The 17344-nt window shown below is 56.5% G+C and carries 9 protein-coding genes; 7 read left to right on the top strand and 2 right to left on the bottom strand.

The genetic code is table 11. From position 1 onward, the window contains the following. Positions 1-53 precede the first annotated feature (53 nt). The 5 genes from gltB (at position 54) to EF096_RS13645 (ending at position 9455) form a co-directional block, all read left to right on the top strand. Positions 54-4502 carry a glutamate synthase large subunit gene (gene gltB / locus EF096_RS13665; RefSeq protein WP_123890310.1) on the top strand — a complete coding sequence of 1483 codons (4449 nt, stop codon included), beginning with the start codon at positions 54-56 and terminating at the stop codon, positions 4500-4502. Between the two features lie 103 nt (positions 4503-4605). After that, positions 4606-6024 (top strand): FAD-dependent oxidoreductase, encoded by a 1419-nt coding sequence (locus tag EF096_RS13660; RefSeq protein WP_123890308.1) that lies wholly within the window; start codon positions 4606-4608, stop codon positions 6022-6024. A 125-nt stretch (positions 6025-6149) separates the two neighbouring features. Continuing rightward, positions 6150-7232, top strand: a complete 1083-nt coding sequence (gene hemE / locus EF096_RS13655; protein WP_123890306.1) for a uroporphyrinogen decarboxylase — start codon at positions 6150-6152, stop codon at positions 7230-7232. A gap of 78 nt (positions 7233-7310) precedes the next feature. After that, complete coding sequence (locus EF096_RS13650) at positions 7311-8081, top strand: ParA family protein (RefSeq protein WP_123890304.1); 771 nt, start codon at positions 7311-7313, stop codon at positions 8079-8081. 99 nt (positions 8082-8180) lie between these two features. Then, a complete protein-coding gene (locus EF096_RS13645; RefSeq protein ID WP_123890303.1) occupies positions 8181-9455 on the top strand; it encodes a bifunctional O-acetylhomoserine aminocarboxypropyltransferase/cysteine synthase in 1275 nt (424 codons plus the stop codon). Between the two features lie 186 nt (positions 9456-9641). Here the strand turns inward: EF096_RS13645 and EF096_RS13640 are convergent, their stop codons facing one another. Together EF096_RS13640 and selO are read right to left on the bottom strand one after the other, a co-directional pair. Next, the gene (locus tag EF096_RS13640; protein WP_256671396.1) at positions 9642-11471 is read right to left on the bottom strand and encodes an SLC13 family permease; all 1830 of its coding nucleotides are present in this window, start codon (positions 11469-11471) and stop codon (positions 9642-9644) included. A 114-nt stretch (positions 11472-11585) separates the two neighbouring features. Next, a complete protein-coding gene (gene selO / locus EF096_RS13635) occupies positions 11586-13016 on the bottom strand; it encodes a protein adenylyltransferase SelO (RefSeq protein ID WP_123890299.1) in 1431 nt (476 codons plus the stop codon). A gap of 262 nt (positions 13017-13278) precedes the next feature. Between selO and EF096_RS13630 the strand changes: the two genes are divergently transcribed. After that, complete coding sequence (locus EF096_RS13630; RefSeq protein WP_123890297.1) at positions 13279-15069, top strand: acyl-CoA dehydrogenase C-terminal domain-containing protein; 1791 nt, start codon at positions 13279-13281, stop codon at positions 15067-15069. A gap of 258 nt (positions 15070-15327) precedes the next feature. After that, positions 15328-17115 carry an acyl-CoA dehydrogenase C-terminal domain-containing protein gene (locus tag EF096_RS13625; protein WP_123890296.1) on the top strand — a complete coding sequence of 596 codons (1788 nt, stop codon included), beginning with the start codon at positions 15328-15330 and terminating at the stop codon, positions 17113-17115. Positions 17116-17344 lie beyond the last annotated feature (229 nt).

Below are 17344 nucleotides of genomic sequence, written 5' to 3'. Positions count from 1 at the left end.
CTTTTTTGATTCTTGTAAGCGCTTGAATTCAATAGCTTTTTGAGAGCGTGCCTATGAAAGCAGGTTTATACCAGCCTGATCAGTTCAAGGATAACTGTGGCTTCGGCTTGATTGCCCACATGGAAGGTCAGCCCAGTCATCACTTACTCCAGACGGCTATTGAAGCCCTGACATGCATGACACACCGTGGCGGTATCAATGCCGACGGCAAGACCGGTGACGGTTGTGGTCTGCTTATTCAGAAGCCTGATCGTTTTCTGCGCGCAGTGGCGCAGGAGCAATTGTCCGTGCAGCTACCCGAGCAATACGCTGTCGGGATGGTCTTTATGGGCGCCGATGCGGCGGCAACCGCTGCTGCGAAGCAGGCATTTGCCGACGCGCTGGCGGATCAAGGGCTGACCAGTCTGGGTTGGCGTGAGGTGCCCGTTGACCAGACGGTATTGGGGCCACTGGCGCTGAGCAGCATGCCGCGCATTGAGCAGTTGTTCGTTTCCGGTGATGGCCTCGACGAGCAGCAGTTTGGCGTCAAGCTATTCTATGTGCGTCGCAAGGCGGAAATCGCCATGCAGGCCGATAGCAATTTTTACGTCTGTAGTCTGTCGCACAAAGTTATCTCCTACAAAGGCCTGATGATGCCGGCCGATCTGGATAAGTTTTATCCGGATTTGGGCGATGACCGCATGGAAACCGCCATCAGCGTGTTCCATCAGCGTTTCTCTACCAATACCTTGCCAAAGTGGCCGCTTGCACAGCCATTCCGTCTGGTCGCGCATAACGGTGAGATAAATACCATCACCGCTAACCGCAACTGGGCTCATGCACGTCGTAACAAATTCACCAACGATTTGATGCCTGACCTGGAAAGTCTGGCTCCGCTGGTCAATACCACCGGGTCCGACTCCTCAAGCATGGACAATATGCTTGAGTTATTGATTACTGGTGGTATGGATTTGTTCCGCGCCATTCGCATGGTTGTTCCGCCCGCATGGCAGAACGTAGAGACCATGGATGCCGACTTGCGTGCATTTTATGAATACAACTCCATGCACATGGAGGCCTGGGATGGTCCGGCGGGTATCGTACTGACCGAAGGTCGTTATGCAGTGTGTCTGCTCGACCGCAACGGTCTGCGCCCTGCGCGCTACGTTGTAACCAAGAACGGTTACATCACGCTCGCCTCAGAAATCGGCGTGTGGAATTACCAGCCTGAAGACGTGATCAGTAAAGGCCGCGTTGGTCCTGGTCAGATTCTGGCAGTCGATACCGAAACCGGTGAAGTGCTGCATACCGATGATGTTGCTGATCGCCTCAAGTCGCGCCACCCCTACCGCAAGTGGCTGAAAGAAAATGCCCTGCGTATTCAGGCAAAGCTTGATGACCGCGATCACGGCTCCGACTTTTTGGGCGCCGAACGTCTGAAGCAGTATATGAAAATGTTCCAGGTCACCTTCGAAGAGCGTGATCAGGTACTGCGTCCGTTGGCCGAGAATGGTCAGGAAGCGGTTGGTTCCATGGGCGACGATACCCCGATGGCGGTATTGTCCAGCCGGGTTCGCTCGGTCTATGACTACTTCCGTCAGCAGTTTGCCCAGGTGACCAATCCGCCTATCGATCCGCTGCGCGAAGCCATTGTCATGTCCCTTGAGACCTGTCTTGGCGCTGAGCGTAATGTCTTTGAAGAGACTGCTGATCACGCTAACCGTGCGATCCTGAGCTCTCCTGTGATTTCGCCTGCGAAGTGGCGCACGCTGATGCATCTGGAGCGCCCTGGATTCTCTGTACACACGATCGATCTCAACGTGGACGAGTCCATGCCGCTGGGCGATGCGGTAAGTGATATCGCCAGGCAGGCTGAAGCCGCAGTACGTGAAGGCAAGTCACTCATCGTGCTCAGTGACCGCTTAATTGAAACGGGCAAACTGCCAGTGCACGCTGCACTGGCAGTGGGTGCTGTGCACCACCATTTGACTGCGGTCGGTATTCGTTCCGAGTGCAACATCCTGGTTGAGACGGCGACCACGCGTGATCCACATCATTATGCGGTGTTGATCGGTTTTGGTGCCTCTGCAGTCTATCCGTACCTGGCGTATGAAGTGCTGGGTGACCTGCTGCGCACCGGTGAGGTCATCGGCGACTTGTACGAAGTCTTCAAGAGCTACCGCAAAGGTATCTCAAAAGGCTTGTTGAAAATCCTGTCGAAGATGGGTATCTCGACCATCGCCTCTTACCGGGGTGCGCAACTGTTTGAAGCCGTTGGCTTGGCCGATGAGATCGTTGACCTTTGTTTCAAGGGTGTCGCCAGCCGCATTCAGGGCGCGCGTTTCTGCGATCTGCAGGATGAACAGCTACTGCTGGCCAAGGAAGCCTGGAATCCACGCAAGTCGATTCAGCAAGGTGGCTTGTTGAAATTTGTCTTCGGTGGTGAGTACCACGCGTACAACCCTGATGTGGTACGTGCGTTGCAGGATGCCGTGCAGGGTGATAGCTACGATAAGTACCTTGAATACGCGGCTTTGGTAAACAACCGCCCGGTGGCGTCGCTGCGTGACCTGCTGAAAGTGCGTGATGATCAGGCGCCGATCGCGCTCGACCAAGTTGAGCCCCTTGAGCAGATATTCAAGCGCTTTGACTCGGCGGGTATCTCGCTCGGAGCCTTGTCGCCTGAGGCGCATGAGGCCATTGCCGAGGCAATGAACCGTCTTGGCGCTCGCTCCAACTCCGGTGAGGGGGGTGAAGACCCTGCGCGTTACGGTACCGAGCGTACCTCGCGTATCAAGCAGATTGCGTCCGGACGCTTTGGTGTGACGCCTGAGTATCTGGTTAACGCCGATGTGCTGCAGATCAAGGTCGCGCAGGGTGCCAAGCCCGGCGAAGGTGGTCAGTTGCCGGGTGGTAAGGTAAACGAGCTGATTGCTCGCCTGCGTTATGCTGTGCCTGGCGTCACACTTATTTCGCCACCGCCGCATCACGATATCTATTCCATCGAAGATTTGTCTCAGCTGATCTTTGACCTGAAACAGGTTAATCCGGCTGCGCTGGTGTCGGTTAAGCTGGTATCCGAGCCTGGTGTTGGCACTATCGCCGCGGGTGTGGCCAAGGCTTACGCTGACCTGATTACCATCTCCGGTTACGACGGCGGCACTGGTGCTTCGCCGCTGACGTCCATTCGTTATGCCGGTTCGCCATGGGAACTTGGGCTGTCTGAAGCGCATCAGACGCTGCGTGGTAATGACCTGCGCGGAAAGGTCCGGGTACAGACAGACGGTGGCTTGAAAACCGGTCTTGATGTGATCAAGGCAGCCATTCTTGGCGCCGAAAGCTTTGGCTTCGGTACCGGCCCGATGATCGCGCTGGGTTGTAAGTACCTGCGCATCTGTCACCTGAACAACTGCGCAACCGGTGTCGCAACACAGAATGAGCACCTGCGTGACAACCACTATATTGGTACTGTCGAGATGGTGATGAATTACTTCACCTATGTCGCTACCGAAACCCGTGAATGGCTAGCCAAGCTGGGTGTGAGCTCTCTGGAAGAGCTTATTGGTCGTACTGATCTTTTGGAGATTCTGCCAGGCAGCACCAGCAAGCAGCAGAACCTGGATCTTGAGCCGCTGCTGTTCAGCAAGGATGTGGCGGCCGATAAGCCGCAGTTCTGCATGCAGCCGCGCAATCCGCCTTTTGACAAGGGCGAGACCGCCGAGAAGATGGTCGAAATGGCGCGTGCCTGTATCGATGGGCGCACCGGTGGTGAGTTTGAGATGAAGCTGACCAACTGTGATCGCTCCATTGGCGCACGCGTCTCGGGCGAGATCGCCAAGGTGCATGGCAACCAGGGCATGGTCAGTGCGCCTATTACCTATCGCTTCAAGGGTACTGCGGGTCAGAGTTTCGGTGTTTGGAATGCCGGTGGCTTGAACATGTACCTGGAAGGTGATGCCAACGACTATGTCGGTAAGGGCATGACCGGCGGTAAGCTGGTCATAGTGCCGCCACAGGGCAGTCCGTTCCGCTCCGAGCATACATCTATTATCGGCAATACCTGCCTGTATGGTTCGACCGGTGGCAAGCTGTTTGCTGCCGGTATTGCGGGTGAGCGATTTGCGGTGCGCAACTCCGGTTGCCACGCAGTCATTGAAGGTGCCGGTGATCACTGCTGTGAGTATATGACTGGCGGCATGGTCTGTGTGCTAGGCAGTACTGGTCACAACTTTGGTGCGGGTATGACGGGTGGTTTCGCCTACGTACTGGATCGTGACAACAGTTTCTTTGACAAGCTGAACCATGAGCTGGTCGAGCTGCATCGCATCAGTAGCGAGTCAATGGAAGTCTACCGCAGTCATTTGACGCAGGTGCTGACCGAGTATGTAGCCGAGACGGGCAGCCCATGGGGTGCTGAGGTGCTGGACAACCTGGACGACTTTATTCGTCGCTTCTGGTTGGTCAAGCCTAAGGCCGCCAGCTTGCGCGCGCTCTTGACCAGCACCAGAGCCAACCCGCAGTAATCAGCGGGAATACCTGCGACCGGGCAGCCCGTGCCGCCCGGTCAGCGATAGAGATTCGGCAGCGCCACAGGTAATGGTTGCGCTGCACTGATGAGGTTTAGATATGGCAGACCGTTTAAGTAACGACTTCCAGTTTATCGATGTTGGTCGTGAAGACCCGAAAAAGCGCGCGCTGCGCACGCGCAAGACTCAGTTCGTAGAAATCCACGAGCAGTTCAAGCCGGAAGAGGCTGCGGATCAGTCACATCGTTGTCTGGAGTGCGGCAACCCCTATTGTGAGTGGAAGTGTCCTGTGCACAACTTCATTCCCAACTGGCTGAAGCTGGTGTCTGAAGGCAACATCCTGGAAGCGGCCGAGCTGTCGCATCAGACCAATACGTTGCCGGAAGTCTGTGGTCGGGTTTGCCCACAGGACCGCCTCTGTGAAGGTGCCTGCACGCTGAATGATGGTTTTGGTGCGGTGACTATCGGCAACGTCGAGAAGTACATCACTGATACTGCATTCGCGATGGGCTGGCGTCCCGATCTGTCCGCGGTTGTTCCTACCGGTAAGCGCGTCGCCATCATCGGTGCTGGTCCGGCGGGTCTCGGGTGTGCAGATGTGCTGGCAAGAGCTGGTGTGAGTCCGGTGGTATTTGATCGCTATCCTGAAATCGGTGGTCTGCTTACCTTTGGTATTCCCGAGTTCAAGCTGGAAAAAACGGTCATGTCGCGGCGTCGCGAGATTTTTGAGGGTATGGGCATCGAGTTTCGCCTGAACACCGAGATCGGCAAGGACGTGAGTATTGACGACCTGCTTGAGGAGTACGACGCGGTCTTTATGGGTATGGGTACTTATACCTACATGAAGGGCGGCTTCCCGGGCGAAGACCTGCCAGGTGTACACGACGCGCTGGACTTCCTGGTTGCCAACGTCAATCGCAACCTGGGTTTTGAGAAAGCGCCGGAAGACTTTATTGGCTTGAAAGGCAAGAAAGTAGTGGTGCTGGGTGGTGGTGATACTGCGATGGATTGCAATCGCACCTCGATCCGCCAGGGTGCCTCTTCGGTCGCCTGTGCCTACCGGCGCGACGAGGCCAACATGCCGGGCTCGCGCAAGGAAGTGAAGAACGCCAAGGACGAAGGGGTCAAGTTTCTGTTCAACCGTCAGCCTATCGCCATCGTCGGTGAAGATCGGGTCGAAGGCGTCAAGGTTGTAGAAACGCGCCTGGGTGAGCCCGATGCACGTGGCCGTCGCAGTCCTGAGCCGATCCCTGGCTCGGAAGAGGTGCTGCCGGCAGATGCGGTAATCATCGCCTTTGGCTTTCGTCCCAGTCCTGCAGACTGGTTCTCCGAGAAGGAAGTGGGTACCGATAGCCAGGGCCGCGTAGTCGCGCCTGAGGAAGGTCAGTACAAGTTCCAGACGACCAACCCCAAGATCTTCGCTGGTGGTGATATGGTTCGCGGCTCTGATCTGGTCGTGACCGCCATCTGGGAGGGCCGTCAGGCTGCTGAAGGTATTCTCGAGTATCTTGAGCTGTAACCAGCTGTTTGTTCATTGCGGTTCAACAAGGGCGCCCTAGGGCGCCCTTGTTATTTCAGGGCGCCTGATCTTTGTCCGCATTCCCGGTACAATGCCCGCTGATATGGTAACTGGATAACTACCCCATGACTGAACTCAAGAATGATCGCTTTCTTCGTGCCCTGCAGCGTCAGCCGGTCGATGTCACGCCGGTATGGATGATGCGGCAGGCCGGGCGCTATTTGCCTGAGTACCGTGAGTCGCGCGCACGCGCAGGTGATTTCATGGGACTGTGCACCAATCCGGATATGGCTTGCGAGGTAACCCTGCAGCCGCTGGAGCGCTATCCGTTGGATGCCGCCATTCTGTTTTCCGACATTCTGACCATTCCCGATGCAATGGGTCAGGGTCTTTATTTCGAGACCGGCGAAGGTCCGCGCTTCCGCAAGGTTATCGATACCCCGGCGGACATCGAGGCGTTGCCGATCCCAGATCCCGAGAAAGACCTGGGTTATGTAATGGGTGCCGTGCGTACAATTCGCCGCGAGTTGAATGGTCGGGTGCCGCTAATCGGCTTCTCTGGCAGTCCCTGGACGCTAGCGACCTATATGGTTGAGGGCGGCTCATCCAAGGATTTTCGCAAGACCAAGGCGATGCTTTACGATCAACCTGAAGCCATGCATCTGCTGCTCGACAAGCTGGCTGATTCGGTTATCAGTTATTTGAACGGCCAGATCATGGCTGGCGCTCAGGCGGTGCAAATTTTCGATACCTGGGGCGGCAATCTGTCGTCCGATGCCTATCAGAAGTTCTCGCTCGCATACATGCGCAAGATTGTCGCCGGTCTTATTCGCGAGAATGATGGCCGTAAAGTGCCCGTTATCCTGTTCACCAAAAACGGCGGTTTGTGGCTGGAGAGCATTGCCGATGTTGGCGCGGATGCACTGGGGCTGGACTGGACCATGGATATGGGGGTAGCTCGTTCACGCGTTGGTGCCAAGGTAGCTCTGCAGGGCAACATGGATCCGACCGTGCTTTATGCCAAGCCTGCGGCCATCCGCGCCGAAGTGGCGCGTATTCTGGCTAGTTATGGCAAGGGTAATGGTCATGTATTCAACCTGGGCCATGGCATCACGCCTGAGGTAGACCCGGCGCATGCGGGTGCCTTTATTGAGGCAGTGCACGAAATGTCAGCTATTTATCATGATCCGGCTGCTATCGTAGGCTGAGAAAGGTTGCGTATCTGGCCCGCCGGGCCAGATACTGAACCGGTTGTTCACCAACAGGCTATCGGAAAGGAGAGGCGTATGCGCAGGGTGGTATTCAACCAGAAGGGCGGTGTCGGTAAATCCAGTATTGCCTGCAACCTGGCCGCAGTAAGCGCGGCGGCAGGATACAAGACGCTGGTCATCGATCTGGATCCGCAGGCCAACTCAAGCCATTACTTGCTTGGTGAGGGCATGGCGGATATCGACACCACCATCGCCGAGTTCTTTACGCAAACCCTGACCAGCGGACTGTTTGGCAAAAAAGCCGAGCAGTTCGTGGTGGAAACGCCCTTCGAAAACCTATGGTTGATGCCCGGTAGTCCTGAGCTGGCCGACCTGCAGCACAAGTTGGAGTCACGTTACAAAATTCAGAAGTTGCGCAAGCTGCTCAAGGATCTGAAGGACAGTTATGAGCGTATCTACATTGATACCGCTCCCGCCTTCAACTTCTACACCATGTCAGCACTGATTGCCGCAGATCGTGTATTGATCCCGTTCGACTGTGATGCGTTTTCGCGGCAGGCGCTTTACGGGCTGTTGGCGGAGCTGAATGATGTGCGTGAAGAGCATAACGAAGACTTGCAGGTAGAAGGTATTGTGGTTAATCAGTTTCAGCCACGTGCCGCTTTGCCACAGCAGATTCTGGACGAGCTCATAGCCGAAGGTTTGCCGGTATTACCGGTTTATCTCAATAGCTCGGTGCGTATGCGCGAGTCGCACCAGGCAGCTACGCCGCTGATCTTTCTCGATGGCCGGCATAAGCTGACGCAACAGTTCATTGCCTTGCACGATCATATCGAAGGCCAGTAAGCGTCGGTTTTGGCGTGCCATAACGCAACGGTAGTTTGATTGACCGATTGCGTTACCTTCTGCATGCTCGGTGCTGGACTTCATAACAAGGACAGCGCCATGAAACTGGAAACGCTCGCCATACACGCTGGTTACACCCCCGATCCCACCACTCATGCGGTGGCCGTACCTATTTACCAAACTACCTCATACTCTTTTGATGATACTCAGCACGGGGCCGACCTTTTCGACCTGAAAGTGCCGGGTAATATCTACTCGCGGATCATGAACCCGACCAACGACGTGCTGGAGCAGCGCGTTGCTGCGCTGGAAGGCGGCGTGGGCGCACTGGCTATGGCATCGGGTATGGCAGCTATTACTGCGGCCATTCAAACCCTGGCGGAGACGGGCGACAACATCGTTTCGGTGGCCAAGCTCTATGGCGGCACCTATAACCTATTTGCCCACACGCTACCGCGTCAGGGTATCGAGGTGCGTTTTGCGGCGCATGACGATGTGGCGGCGCTGGAGCAATTGATTGATAGCCGTACCAAGGCAGTGTTCTGCGAATCAATCGGTAACCCCTCGGGCAATATTCTGGACATTCAGGCACTGGCTGACGCTGCCCATCGGCATGGCGTGCCGCTGATTGTGGACAACACGGTCGCGACGCCAGCGCTCTGTCGTCCGTTTGAGTTCGGCGCCGATATCGTGGTTCACTCGTTGACTAAGTACATGGGCGGCCACGGCACCACACTGGGCGGCATCGTGGTTGACGGTGGCAGCTTCCCCTGGACGCAGCAGGCAGAGCGTTTTCCCTTGCTGAATACGCCTGATCCGTCCTATCACGGTGTGGTCTATACCGAGGCCTTTGGTCCTGCTGCCTTTATTGGCCGCTGCCGGGTTGTGCCGTTGCGCAACATGGGCGCCGCTCTGTCGCCCTTCAATGCCTTCATGATTCTGCAGGGGATGGAGACGCTGGCGTTGCGTATGGAGCGGCACTGCGACAATGCGATCGCGGTAGCACGGTACCTGAAAGACCATGACCAGGTTGTTTGGGTGCAGTACGCGGGTTTGGAGGACCATCCCGAGCACGCGCTGGCGCAGCGTTATATGGGCGGCAAGCCTGCTTCAGTGCTGTCGTTTGGCATCAAGGGCGGACAGGAAGCAGGAGCGCGTTTTATCGATGCGCTAGAGTTGGTGGTACGCTTGGTCAACATCGGTGATGCCAAATCTCTGGCCTGTCATCCGGCCTCAACGACCCATCGCCAGCTTGATGATGAGGAACTCGCCAAGGCGGGTGTGCCGCGCGATATGGTGCGGCTGTCGATCGGTATCGAGCACATCGATGACATTCTGGCTGACCTGCAGCAGGCGCTGGACGCCTCGCGCTAGGCGAGCGGTAAGCTAGAAGCTAGAAGTAAACCCGCGGGTTCCGACCTGCGGGTTTTTTTGGTTCTGGGTAGCGCATACGTTGGTAGAAACCCCTTGACGACCGCGCGGCAGCATCCACGCTTCTTGCAGCTTGCAGCTTGCAGCTTGCAGCTTGCAGCTTGCAGCTTGCACGCGCCAGCGCGACCCTTATGGGAACAGAGGCCAGATCAAGGGGATGATCAGCGAGCCAGCGGCCCACATGATGAGGTTGAGTGGCACACCAATGCGCATGAAGTCGCTGAAGCGGTAGCCACCGGCGCTGTATACGAAGGTATTGGTCTGGTAGCCAATGGGCGTCGCAAAGCTGGCACTGGCCGCAAACATCACCGCCACCACAAAGGGGCGAGGGTCCGCGCCCAGCTGCTGCGCGACACCAATGGCGATGGGTGTGACCAGCACGGCCACCGCGTTGTTGCTGATCACTTCGGTAAGCACTGACGTCAGCAAGTAAATAAAGGACAGCATGAACAGCGGACCGAGTAACGGCGCTAAGGTCATCACATGACTGACCACCGTATCGACCAGCCCGACCTTGTTCATGGCGATACTGATGGCCAGCATGCCGAAGATCAGAGTGAGAATGCGCCAGTCGATGGCCTTGTAGGCGTCTTCGGTATCCAGGCAGCCGGTGGCAACCACCAGCGCGGCCGCGATCATGGCCAGGCCTTCTATCGGCATGACCTTCAGCGCGGCCAGCACCATCACCGCAACCACGGCGGCTATCGCGATCGGTGCCTTGTTGCGACGGTAAGCCCGCTCCTGCACCGAGTTCAGGCTGATTAATTCGCCGTTGTCGGCGAATTTCTTGATCTGGGCGGGCGTGCCTTCTACCAGCATGACATCGCCAAACTGCAGCTGGAACTCATCCAGGTTGTTCTGAATGTTCTCGTTCTGACGGTGAATCGCTAATACGTGAATACCGTAACGGGCGGTCAGGTTGAGGTCGCGCATGGGGCGGTGGCTGTATCGCGAATTGCGCCCAACTATAGCCTCTGCCAGCATCACATCACGGGTCGAGATGGTTTCAAAGTTGGCACTGTCTTCGCGGTTAAAGGCGAGCAGGCCGTTTTGCCGCAATTCAACAAAATCGCGCATGGTGGTATGCAGCACCAGGCGGTCGCCCGCGTGCAGCAGGGTGTCGTTTAGCGGAGTGGATAACTCCTCATCGCCACGGAATATCTTTAGTACGCTTATGCCGCTGTTGCCGTTAAGGCTGGCCTGGCTGATGGTTTGGTTGACCACTGGCGAGTCATGTGGAACCAGCAGCTCGGTCATGAAGGTGCGCGCCTGATCCGGACGTAACTGACGCGAAAGGCTCTCGCGCTCGGGCAGCAGTCGATAACCGATCAGCAGAATGAAGACCATGCCGATGGCTGCCAGGATGGCGCCGGGCAGGGTAATGTCGAACATGCCGAAGGGCTCCATGCCCATTTGCCGAGCCACACCATCCACCAGAATGTTGGTCGAGGTGCCGATCATGGTCATGGTGCCGCCCAATATAGTGGCGTAGGACAAGGGGATCAGCATCTTCGATGGCTTGCTGCCAACCTGCGTGGCCAGTGCAATGGCGACCGGCGTCAGGATGGCGACCACTGGCGTGTTGTTGATGAAGGTGGATAGCAGCATCGCTGTCATCATCAGACTGAACAGGGTGCGCCACGGGCTGCCGCCACCCATGCGCGACAACCAGTTACCCAGGGTTTCTACGCAACCGGTGCGTTCCAGCGCGCCGGACAAGATAAACATGCAGGCAATAGTGATGGGTGCGCTGTTGGACAGCACACTCAGAACATCGGCGGGTGATAACAGCTGACTTACCAGTAGTACGGCGACAGCAATCCCGACCACCACATCGGGGCTGAACTTCTCCCGTGCAAAGGAGTAAAACACCCAGCACAGTAGTAGTGCGACGCCAATCAATGGCAGCGAATCCCAGCTCATGGTTACCTGAATCTCGTGTGAGGTATTCGGCTCCACCTGTCGGAACCCGTATGGGCGCCACATTAAGAGGGATTCTTAAGTTTGTCCAAGTACAAAAACTGATTTTTATATGCTTAAAAAGAATAAAAAACGGTGTCTATTTAACCAGCTTCAGGATGAGCAACTGATCTCCAGGTGTTTGCCCCAGTCCGGTGGCGCTGCAGCGTATTCTTCGGCGTCGGTCTGCCTGGTAAAGGGCGTTGTCAGCAGGTCGTGCAGCTTCCTGACCTCAGTGAAGTCACCTTGCTCAGCGGCAGCAATCGCGTTCTGCGCCAAGTAATTGCGTAGCAGGTAAATCGGGTTGGCCTGCAAGGCTTCGGCCTGTTCTGCGTTGCCACCCCTGCGGTGCAAGTGCTCGGCATGCCAGCGATCGAAGGCGTCACGGTCAACAAAGTGATCGCGCAGCGCTGTACTGTCTTCTGCCAGAAGGCGCAGGCAGAGAGTGAAGTCGCTCCCGCTGTCCTGCATCAGCTGCAGTAGTTGTTCTATAAGATCGCCATCTCCGCGTTGGGCATCTGCCCACCCCAGTCGCCGTCGCATCAGCTCCAGATAGTGCTGTTCAAAGGTCGGCATAAAGCTGGCGACTTCGGTCTTCAGGGTTTCTACATCAATAAAGGGAGTTAGTGCCTGCGCCAGGCAGGCGAGGTTCCATTGCGCGATGGCGGGTTGGCGATGAAAGGCGTAACGGCCTTCATGGTCGGAGTGATTGCAGACGTGGCGTACGTCGAATGCATCGAGGAAGGCGTAGGGGCCAAAGTCGAAGGTAATGCCCAGAATCGACATGTTGTCGGTGTTCATCACGCCGTGGCAGAAGCCGTAGGCTTGCCACCAGGCAATCATCTCAGCGGTTCGTTTCAGCACTTCACGGTACATAGCCAGTTCTGGCTGTGCGTCTGTGAGGCATTCTGGGTAGCAAGTACGCAGGGTAAAGTTAAGCAGCTCGCGGAGGGCATCATGCTGGCGGGTGTAATAAAAGTATTCGAAGTGACCAAAGCGAATGTGCGACTGTGATAGCCGCAGCAGCATGGCTGCTCGCTCCTCGCGTTCGCGGTAAACGGGATTGTCACCCAAGGTGACGCAGAGTGCGCGGCTGGTGGGTATGCCGAGCGCATGCAGCGCTTCCGAGCCAAGGAATTCTCGAATTGATGAGCGCAGCACTGCGCGGCCATCGCCCATGCGCGAATAGGGGGTGCTGCCCGCGCCCTTGAGGTGCAGGTCCCAGTGTTCGCCGGCCTGATTGAGTACTTCGCCCAGTAACAGGCCCCGGCCGTCACCCAGCTTGGGGTTGTAGCCGCCGAACTGATGGCCGGAGTAAACCATTGCCCGTGGTTCTGCGCTGCTCCAGATCTTGTGCCCGGAGAAGAGTTCGGTAAATAGCTCGCTATTGGCTTCTTCTGGCGTCAGGTCGATTAGACGCATGGCGCTGGGGCTACTGATCACCAACCTCGGGTTTTGCAGCGGTTCCGGCGTAACTCGAGTAGAAAAAGTGTCGCCCAGTTGGGCGAAGCGGTTGTCGAACTGCAGGTCCGCAAGTGAAGCCAAGATAGATCCTTCTGCGTCAGGCGCAGGCTGGAAAACGAGGTGACCATGCTAGGGGGTCTTGCTCTGCGACCGCAAGGGACTTGGCGCTTTAAGGTTCATCAGTCAGGCGCAATCAGGGTGCTTGGTCCTGTGTTATGGCCTAGCATCAAGCGAGGTAATGGTCCCTACCGCAGCTTGACCTGGTGGCTGCAGATCCCTAGTGTTCAAACACCTGTATGAATAGCTGCCGCCGGTATGGTCCGGCTGCACTTGGAGAGCCGACATGCCCGAATACAAAGCCCCTTTACGTGACATGCACTTCGTTATGGATGAAGTGCTCGATTTTGCCGCCAGTTATGAGGCCTACGGTCTAGAAGATGCCTCGCCGGATCTGGTCAACGCCATTCTTGAAGAAGGTGGCAAGTTCGCTGGCGAAGTACTTGCGCCGCTGAACCGCACTGGTGACGAAGAAGGTTGCCATATCGATGATGGCGTCGTCACCACGCCCAAAGGCTTTAAAGAAGCCTACCAACAGTATGTCGATAACGGTTGGGGCTCCATGACTGGCTCTACCGAGTACGGCGGCCAGGGCTTGCCTTTCTCGCTGGGCCTGGTGATCAGTGAAATGGTTGCCTCGGCAAACTATGCCTTCAGTATGTATCCGGGTCTGTCCCACGGTTGTTCCGCGGCCATCAGTGCACATGGCACGCAGGAGCAGAAGGATCAGTATCTAAGCAAGCTGACTCCCGGCACCTGGACTGGCACCATGTGTCTGACCGAGCCGCATTGCGGTACCGATTTGGGCTTGATCAAGACGCGGGCAGTACCCGAGTCCGATGGTAGTTACAAAATTACCGGCACCAAGATCTTTATCTCCTGCGGTGAGCATGACATGGCCGAGAATATCGTCCATTTGGTGCTGGCCAAACTGCCCGACGCGCCTGCCGGTACCAAAGGTATCTCACTGTTCATCGTGCCCAAGTTCCTGCTCGATGCCAACGGCGAGAAAGGCGAGCGTAATACCCTGAAGTGCGGTTCCATTGAGCACAAAATGGGTATCAAGGCATCCGCCACTTGCGTCATGAACTTTGATGACGCCACTGGTTATCTGATCGGCGAAGCCAACAAGGGCTTGAACTGCATGTTCACCATGATGAACCACGCGCGCCTGGGTACCGGCATGCAGGGGCTGTGTCATGGCGAAGCCTCTTACCAGTCGGCCTTGGTATACGCCAAAGACCGTTTGCAGATGCGTTCACTGACTGGCGCTAAAGAGCCAGAGAAAGCCGCTGACCCGATCATCGTGCATCCTGATGTGCGTCGCATGCTGCTGACCATGAAAGCCTTTAATGAAGGCAACCGCGCGCTGACCTACTACACCGCGCAACTGCTCGACCAGGCTCATTACTCCAAAGACGAAGGTGAGCGCGCCAATGCTGATGCCCTGCTGGCATTCCTGACGCCAATCTGTAAGGCGTTCATGACCGAAACCGGCATGGAAGTAACCAGCCTGGGTATGCAGGTGTTTGGGGGCCATGGTTACATTCGTGAATGGGGCCAGGAGCAGCAGATGCGTGATTGCCGCATCGCGCCCATCTATGAGGGTACCAATGGTATTCAGGCGCTGGACCTTCTGGGTCGCAAGGTGCTGGGTAGCCAAGGCAAGTTGCTGTCTGCCTTTACCAAACAGGTTCACAAGTTTTGCCAGGCTAACGAGGGCAACAGCCAGTTCGCTGGCGAGCTGGCCAAGCTGAACCAGCTGAATACACAATGGGGCGAGATCACGCAAAGCATCGCTGGTCGCGCGATGCAGAACCGGGAAGAAGTGGGCGCTTGCTCCATGGACTTCCTGATGTTCTCGGGTTATGTGATCCACGCGTTCATGTGGCTGAAGATGGCCATTGTGGCGCAGCAGCAGCTGGCCGCCGGCACCTCTGAAGAGGATTTCTACAAAGCCAAGGTGGCTACGCAGAGCTTCTATTTCAAGCGCCTGCTACCGCGCGCTCAGGCTCACGTTGAAGCGCTGAACTCCGGTGCCGACAGCCTGATGGATATGACTGCCGAGCAGTTCTGAAGCTTCGCTGTAAGCGCTAAGCGGTAAACAAAAAGCCCCGACTGGTTCGGGGCTTTTTTTCGTCTTCTGGCTGGCGCTCAGGCGCAGCCGATGCCATCGAGCCGTTGCTATTGAGTGGTTGAAGAATGGTTTGTCAGGTGCGTGACTGATTCTTTGCAAAAAGTCATAAAAAGACGCTACAGGTTTTTTCGTTGCCGGGATACAATCCTTGCTCTGCTCCGGTATGTTCCGGACAAATCTGTTGATGAGGAGATTTTGATGGCTGACTACAAAGCCCCCTTGCGTGATATCCGTTTCGTGCTCAATGAAGTGTTTGAGGCCGATGCTCTGTGGCAGAGCCTGCCCGGACTGGACGGTGCCATCGATGCGGAAACGGCCGATGCCATGCTCGAGGAAGCCGGCAAGATCACCTCGCAGACCATTGCTCCGCTGAACCGCAGTGGCGACGAGGAAGGTGCGCAGTGGAATGCCGGTGAAGTCACTACGCCAAGCGGCTTCAAGGCCGCGTTCAAAACCTATGCCGAAGGTGGCTGGGTTGGCTTGGGCGGCAACCCCGAGTACGGCGGACTGGGCATGCCCAAGACGCTGGGTGTGCAGGTCGAGGAAATGGTCTACGGTGCCAACAATAGCTTTGCACTCTATCCGGCTCTGACCGCCGGTTGCTGTCTGGCGCTTGATGCCCACGGCAGTGAAGAGCTGAAGCAGGCTTACCTGCCGAACATGTACGCAGGTATCTGGTCTGGCACCATGTGTCTGACTGAGCCGCACTGTGGTACTGACCTGGGCATCATCCGCACCAAGGCCGTGCCCGAAGCGGACGGCAGCTACCTGGTGACCGGTACCAAGATTTTCATCACCGGCGGTGAGCACGATCTGACCGAGAATATTATTCACCTGGTGCTGGCGAAATTGCCCGACGCTCCGGCGGGTCCCAAGGGCATCTCTCTGTTCCTGGTGCCCAAGTTCCTGGTCAACGAAGACGGCTCTATGGGCGAGCGCAATCCGGTCAACTGCGGCTCCATCGAGCACAAGATGGGCATCAAGGGTTCAGCTACCTGCGTTATGAACTTTGATTCTGCCCGTGGTTATCTGGTCGGGGAGGTCAATAAAGGCCTTAATGCCATGTTCACCATGATGAACTATGAGCGTTTGTCTATTGGTATTCAGGGCATCGGCTGCTCAGAAGCGTCGTATCAGAGCGCGGTTGATTATGCTCGCGAGCGTATCCAGAGCCGGGCGCCAACGGGTGCCGTGCAGCCAGAAAAGGCGGCCGATCCTATCATCGTCCACCCCGACGTGCGCCGTATGTTGCTGACCATGAAAGCCATGACCGAAGGCAGTCGTGCGTTCTCTACCTATGTGGGCATGCAACTGGATATCAGCAAGTATGCTGATGAGCCAGAGTCGAAAAAGAAAGGCGAGGATCTGGTTGCGCTGCTGACGCCGGTAGCCAAGGCATTCTTTACCGACGTCGGTCTGGAGAACTGTGTGCACGGCCAGCAGGTCTTTGGCGGCCACGGCTACATTCGTGAGTGGGGCCAGGAGCAGTTGGTGCGTGACGTGCGTATCGCGCAGATCTACGAAGGCACCAACGGCATTCAGGCGCTCGACTTGATGGGACGCAAGACGGTTGCCAATGGCGGCGCTTTCTTCAAGGTATTTGCCGAGGAAGTCCGCAATTTCGTTACCGAAAATTCCGCAGACGCCATGGCCGAGTTTGTTCAGCCGTTGGCCAAGGCGATAGCTAATCTGGAAGAGCTGACCGCTGGCGTGATTGAGCGCAGCAAGAGCAACCCGAACGAAGTAGGCGCGGCCTCGGTCGAGTATCTGCATGTATTTGGCTATACCGCTTACGCTTATATGTGGGCCAAGATGGCCAAGGTTGCGCTATCCAAGGCAGAGGCGGATGAAATCGGTTTCTATAGCGCCAAGCTGGGCACTGCCAAGTTCTTCTTCCAGCGTTTGCTACCACGCATTCACTCGCTGAGTGAGTCGGTCAACGCGGGCAGTGAGTCCTTGTACGAGTTGGACGCGGTGCAGTTCTGAGCGATCGACTCTGCCGGCTAACTGCAGAGTCGACTAAATGTAAGCAAATGCTTACACGCTGTGATGACAATGGCTTATGGGCACTTCCTGCGGACCTGCGTAGTATCAATCGCGCTAGGAGCATCGCAGGAAGCGACTCAAACAACAGGGAATAGGGATAGTGCCTCGGAGGCACTGCTATTACGGATGATCAGGAACTATTCTGCAAAACCCCGCCTCGGCGGGGTTT

This window comes from Pseudomonas neustonica, from assembly GCF_003797945.1.
Lineage (GTDB): Bacteria > Pseudomonadota > Gammaproteobacteria > Pseudomonadales > Pseudomonadaceae > Halopseudomonas > Halopseudomonas neustonica.
The sequence above is the reverse complement of the archived record's forward strand: the minus strand, read 5'-3'. Positions and strand labels throughout refer to the sequence as shown.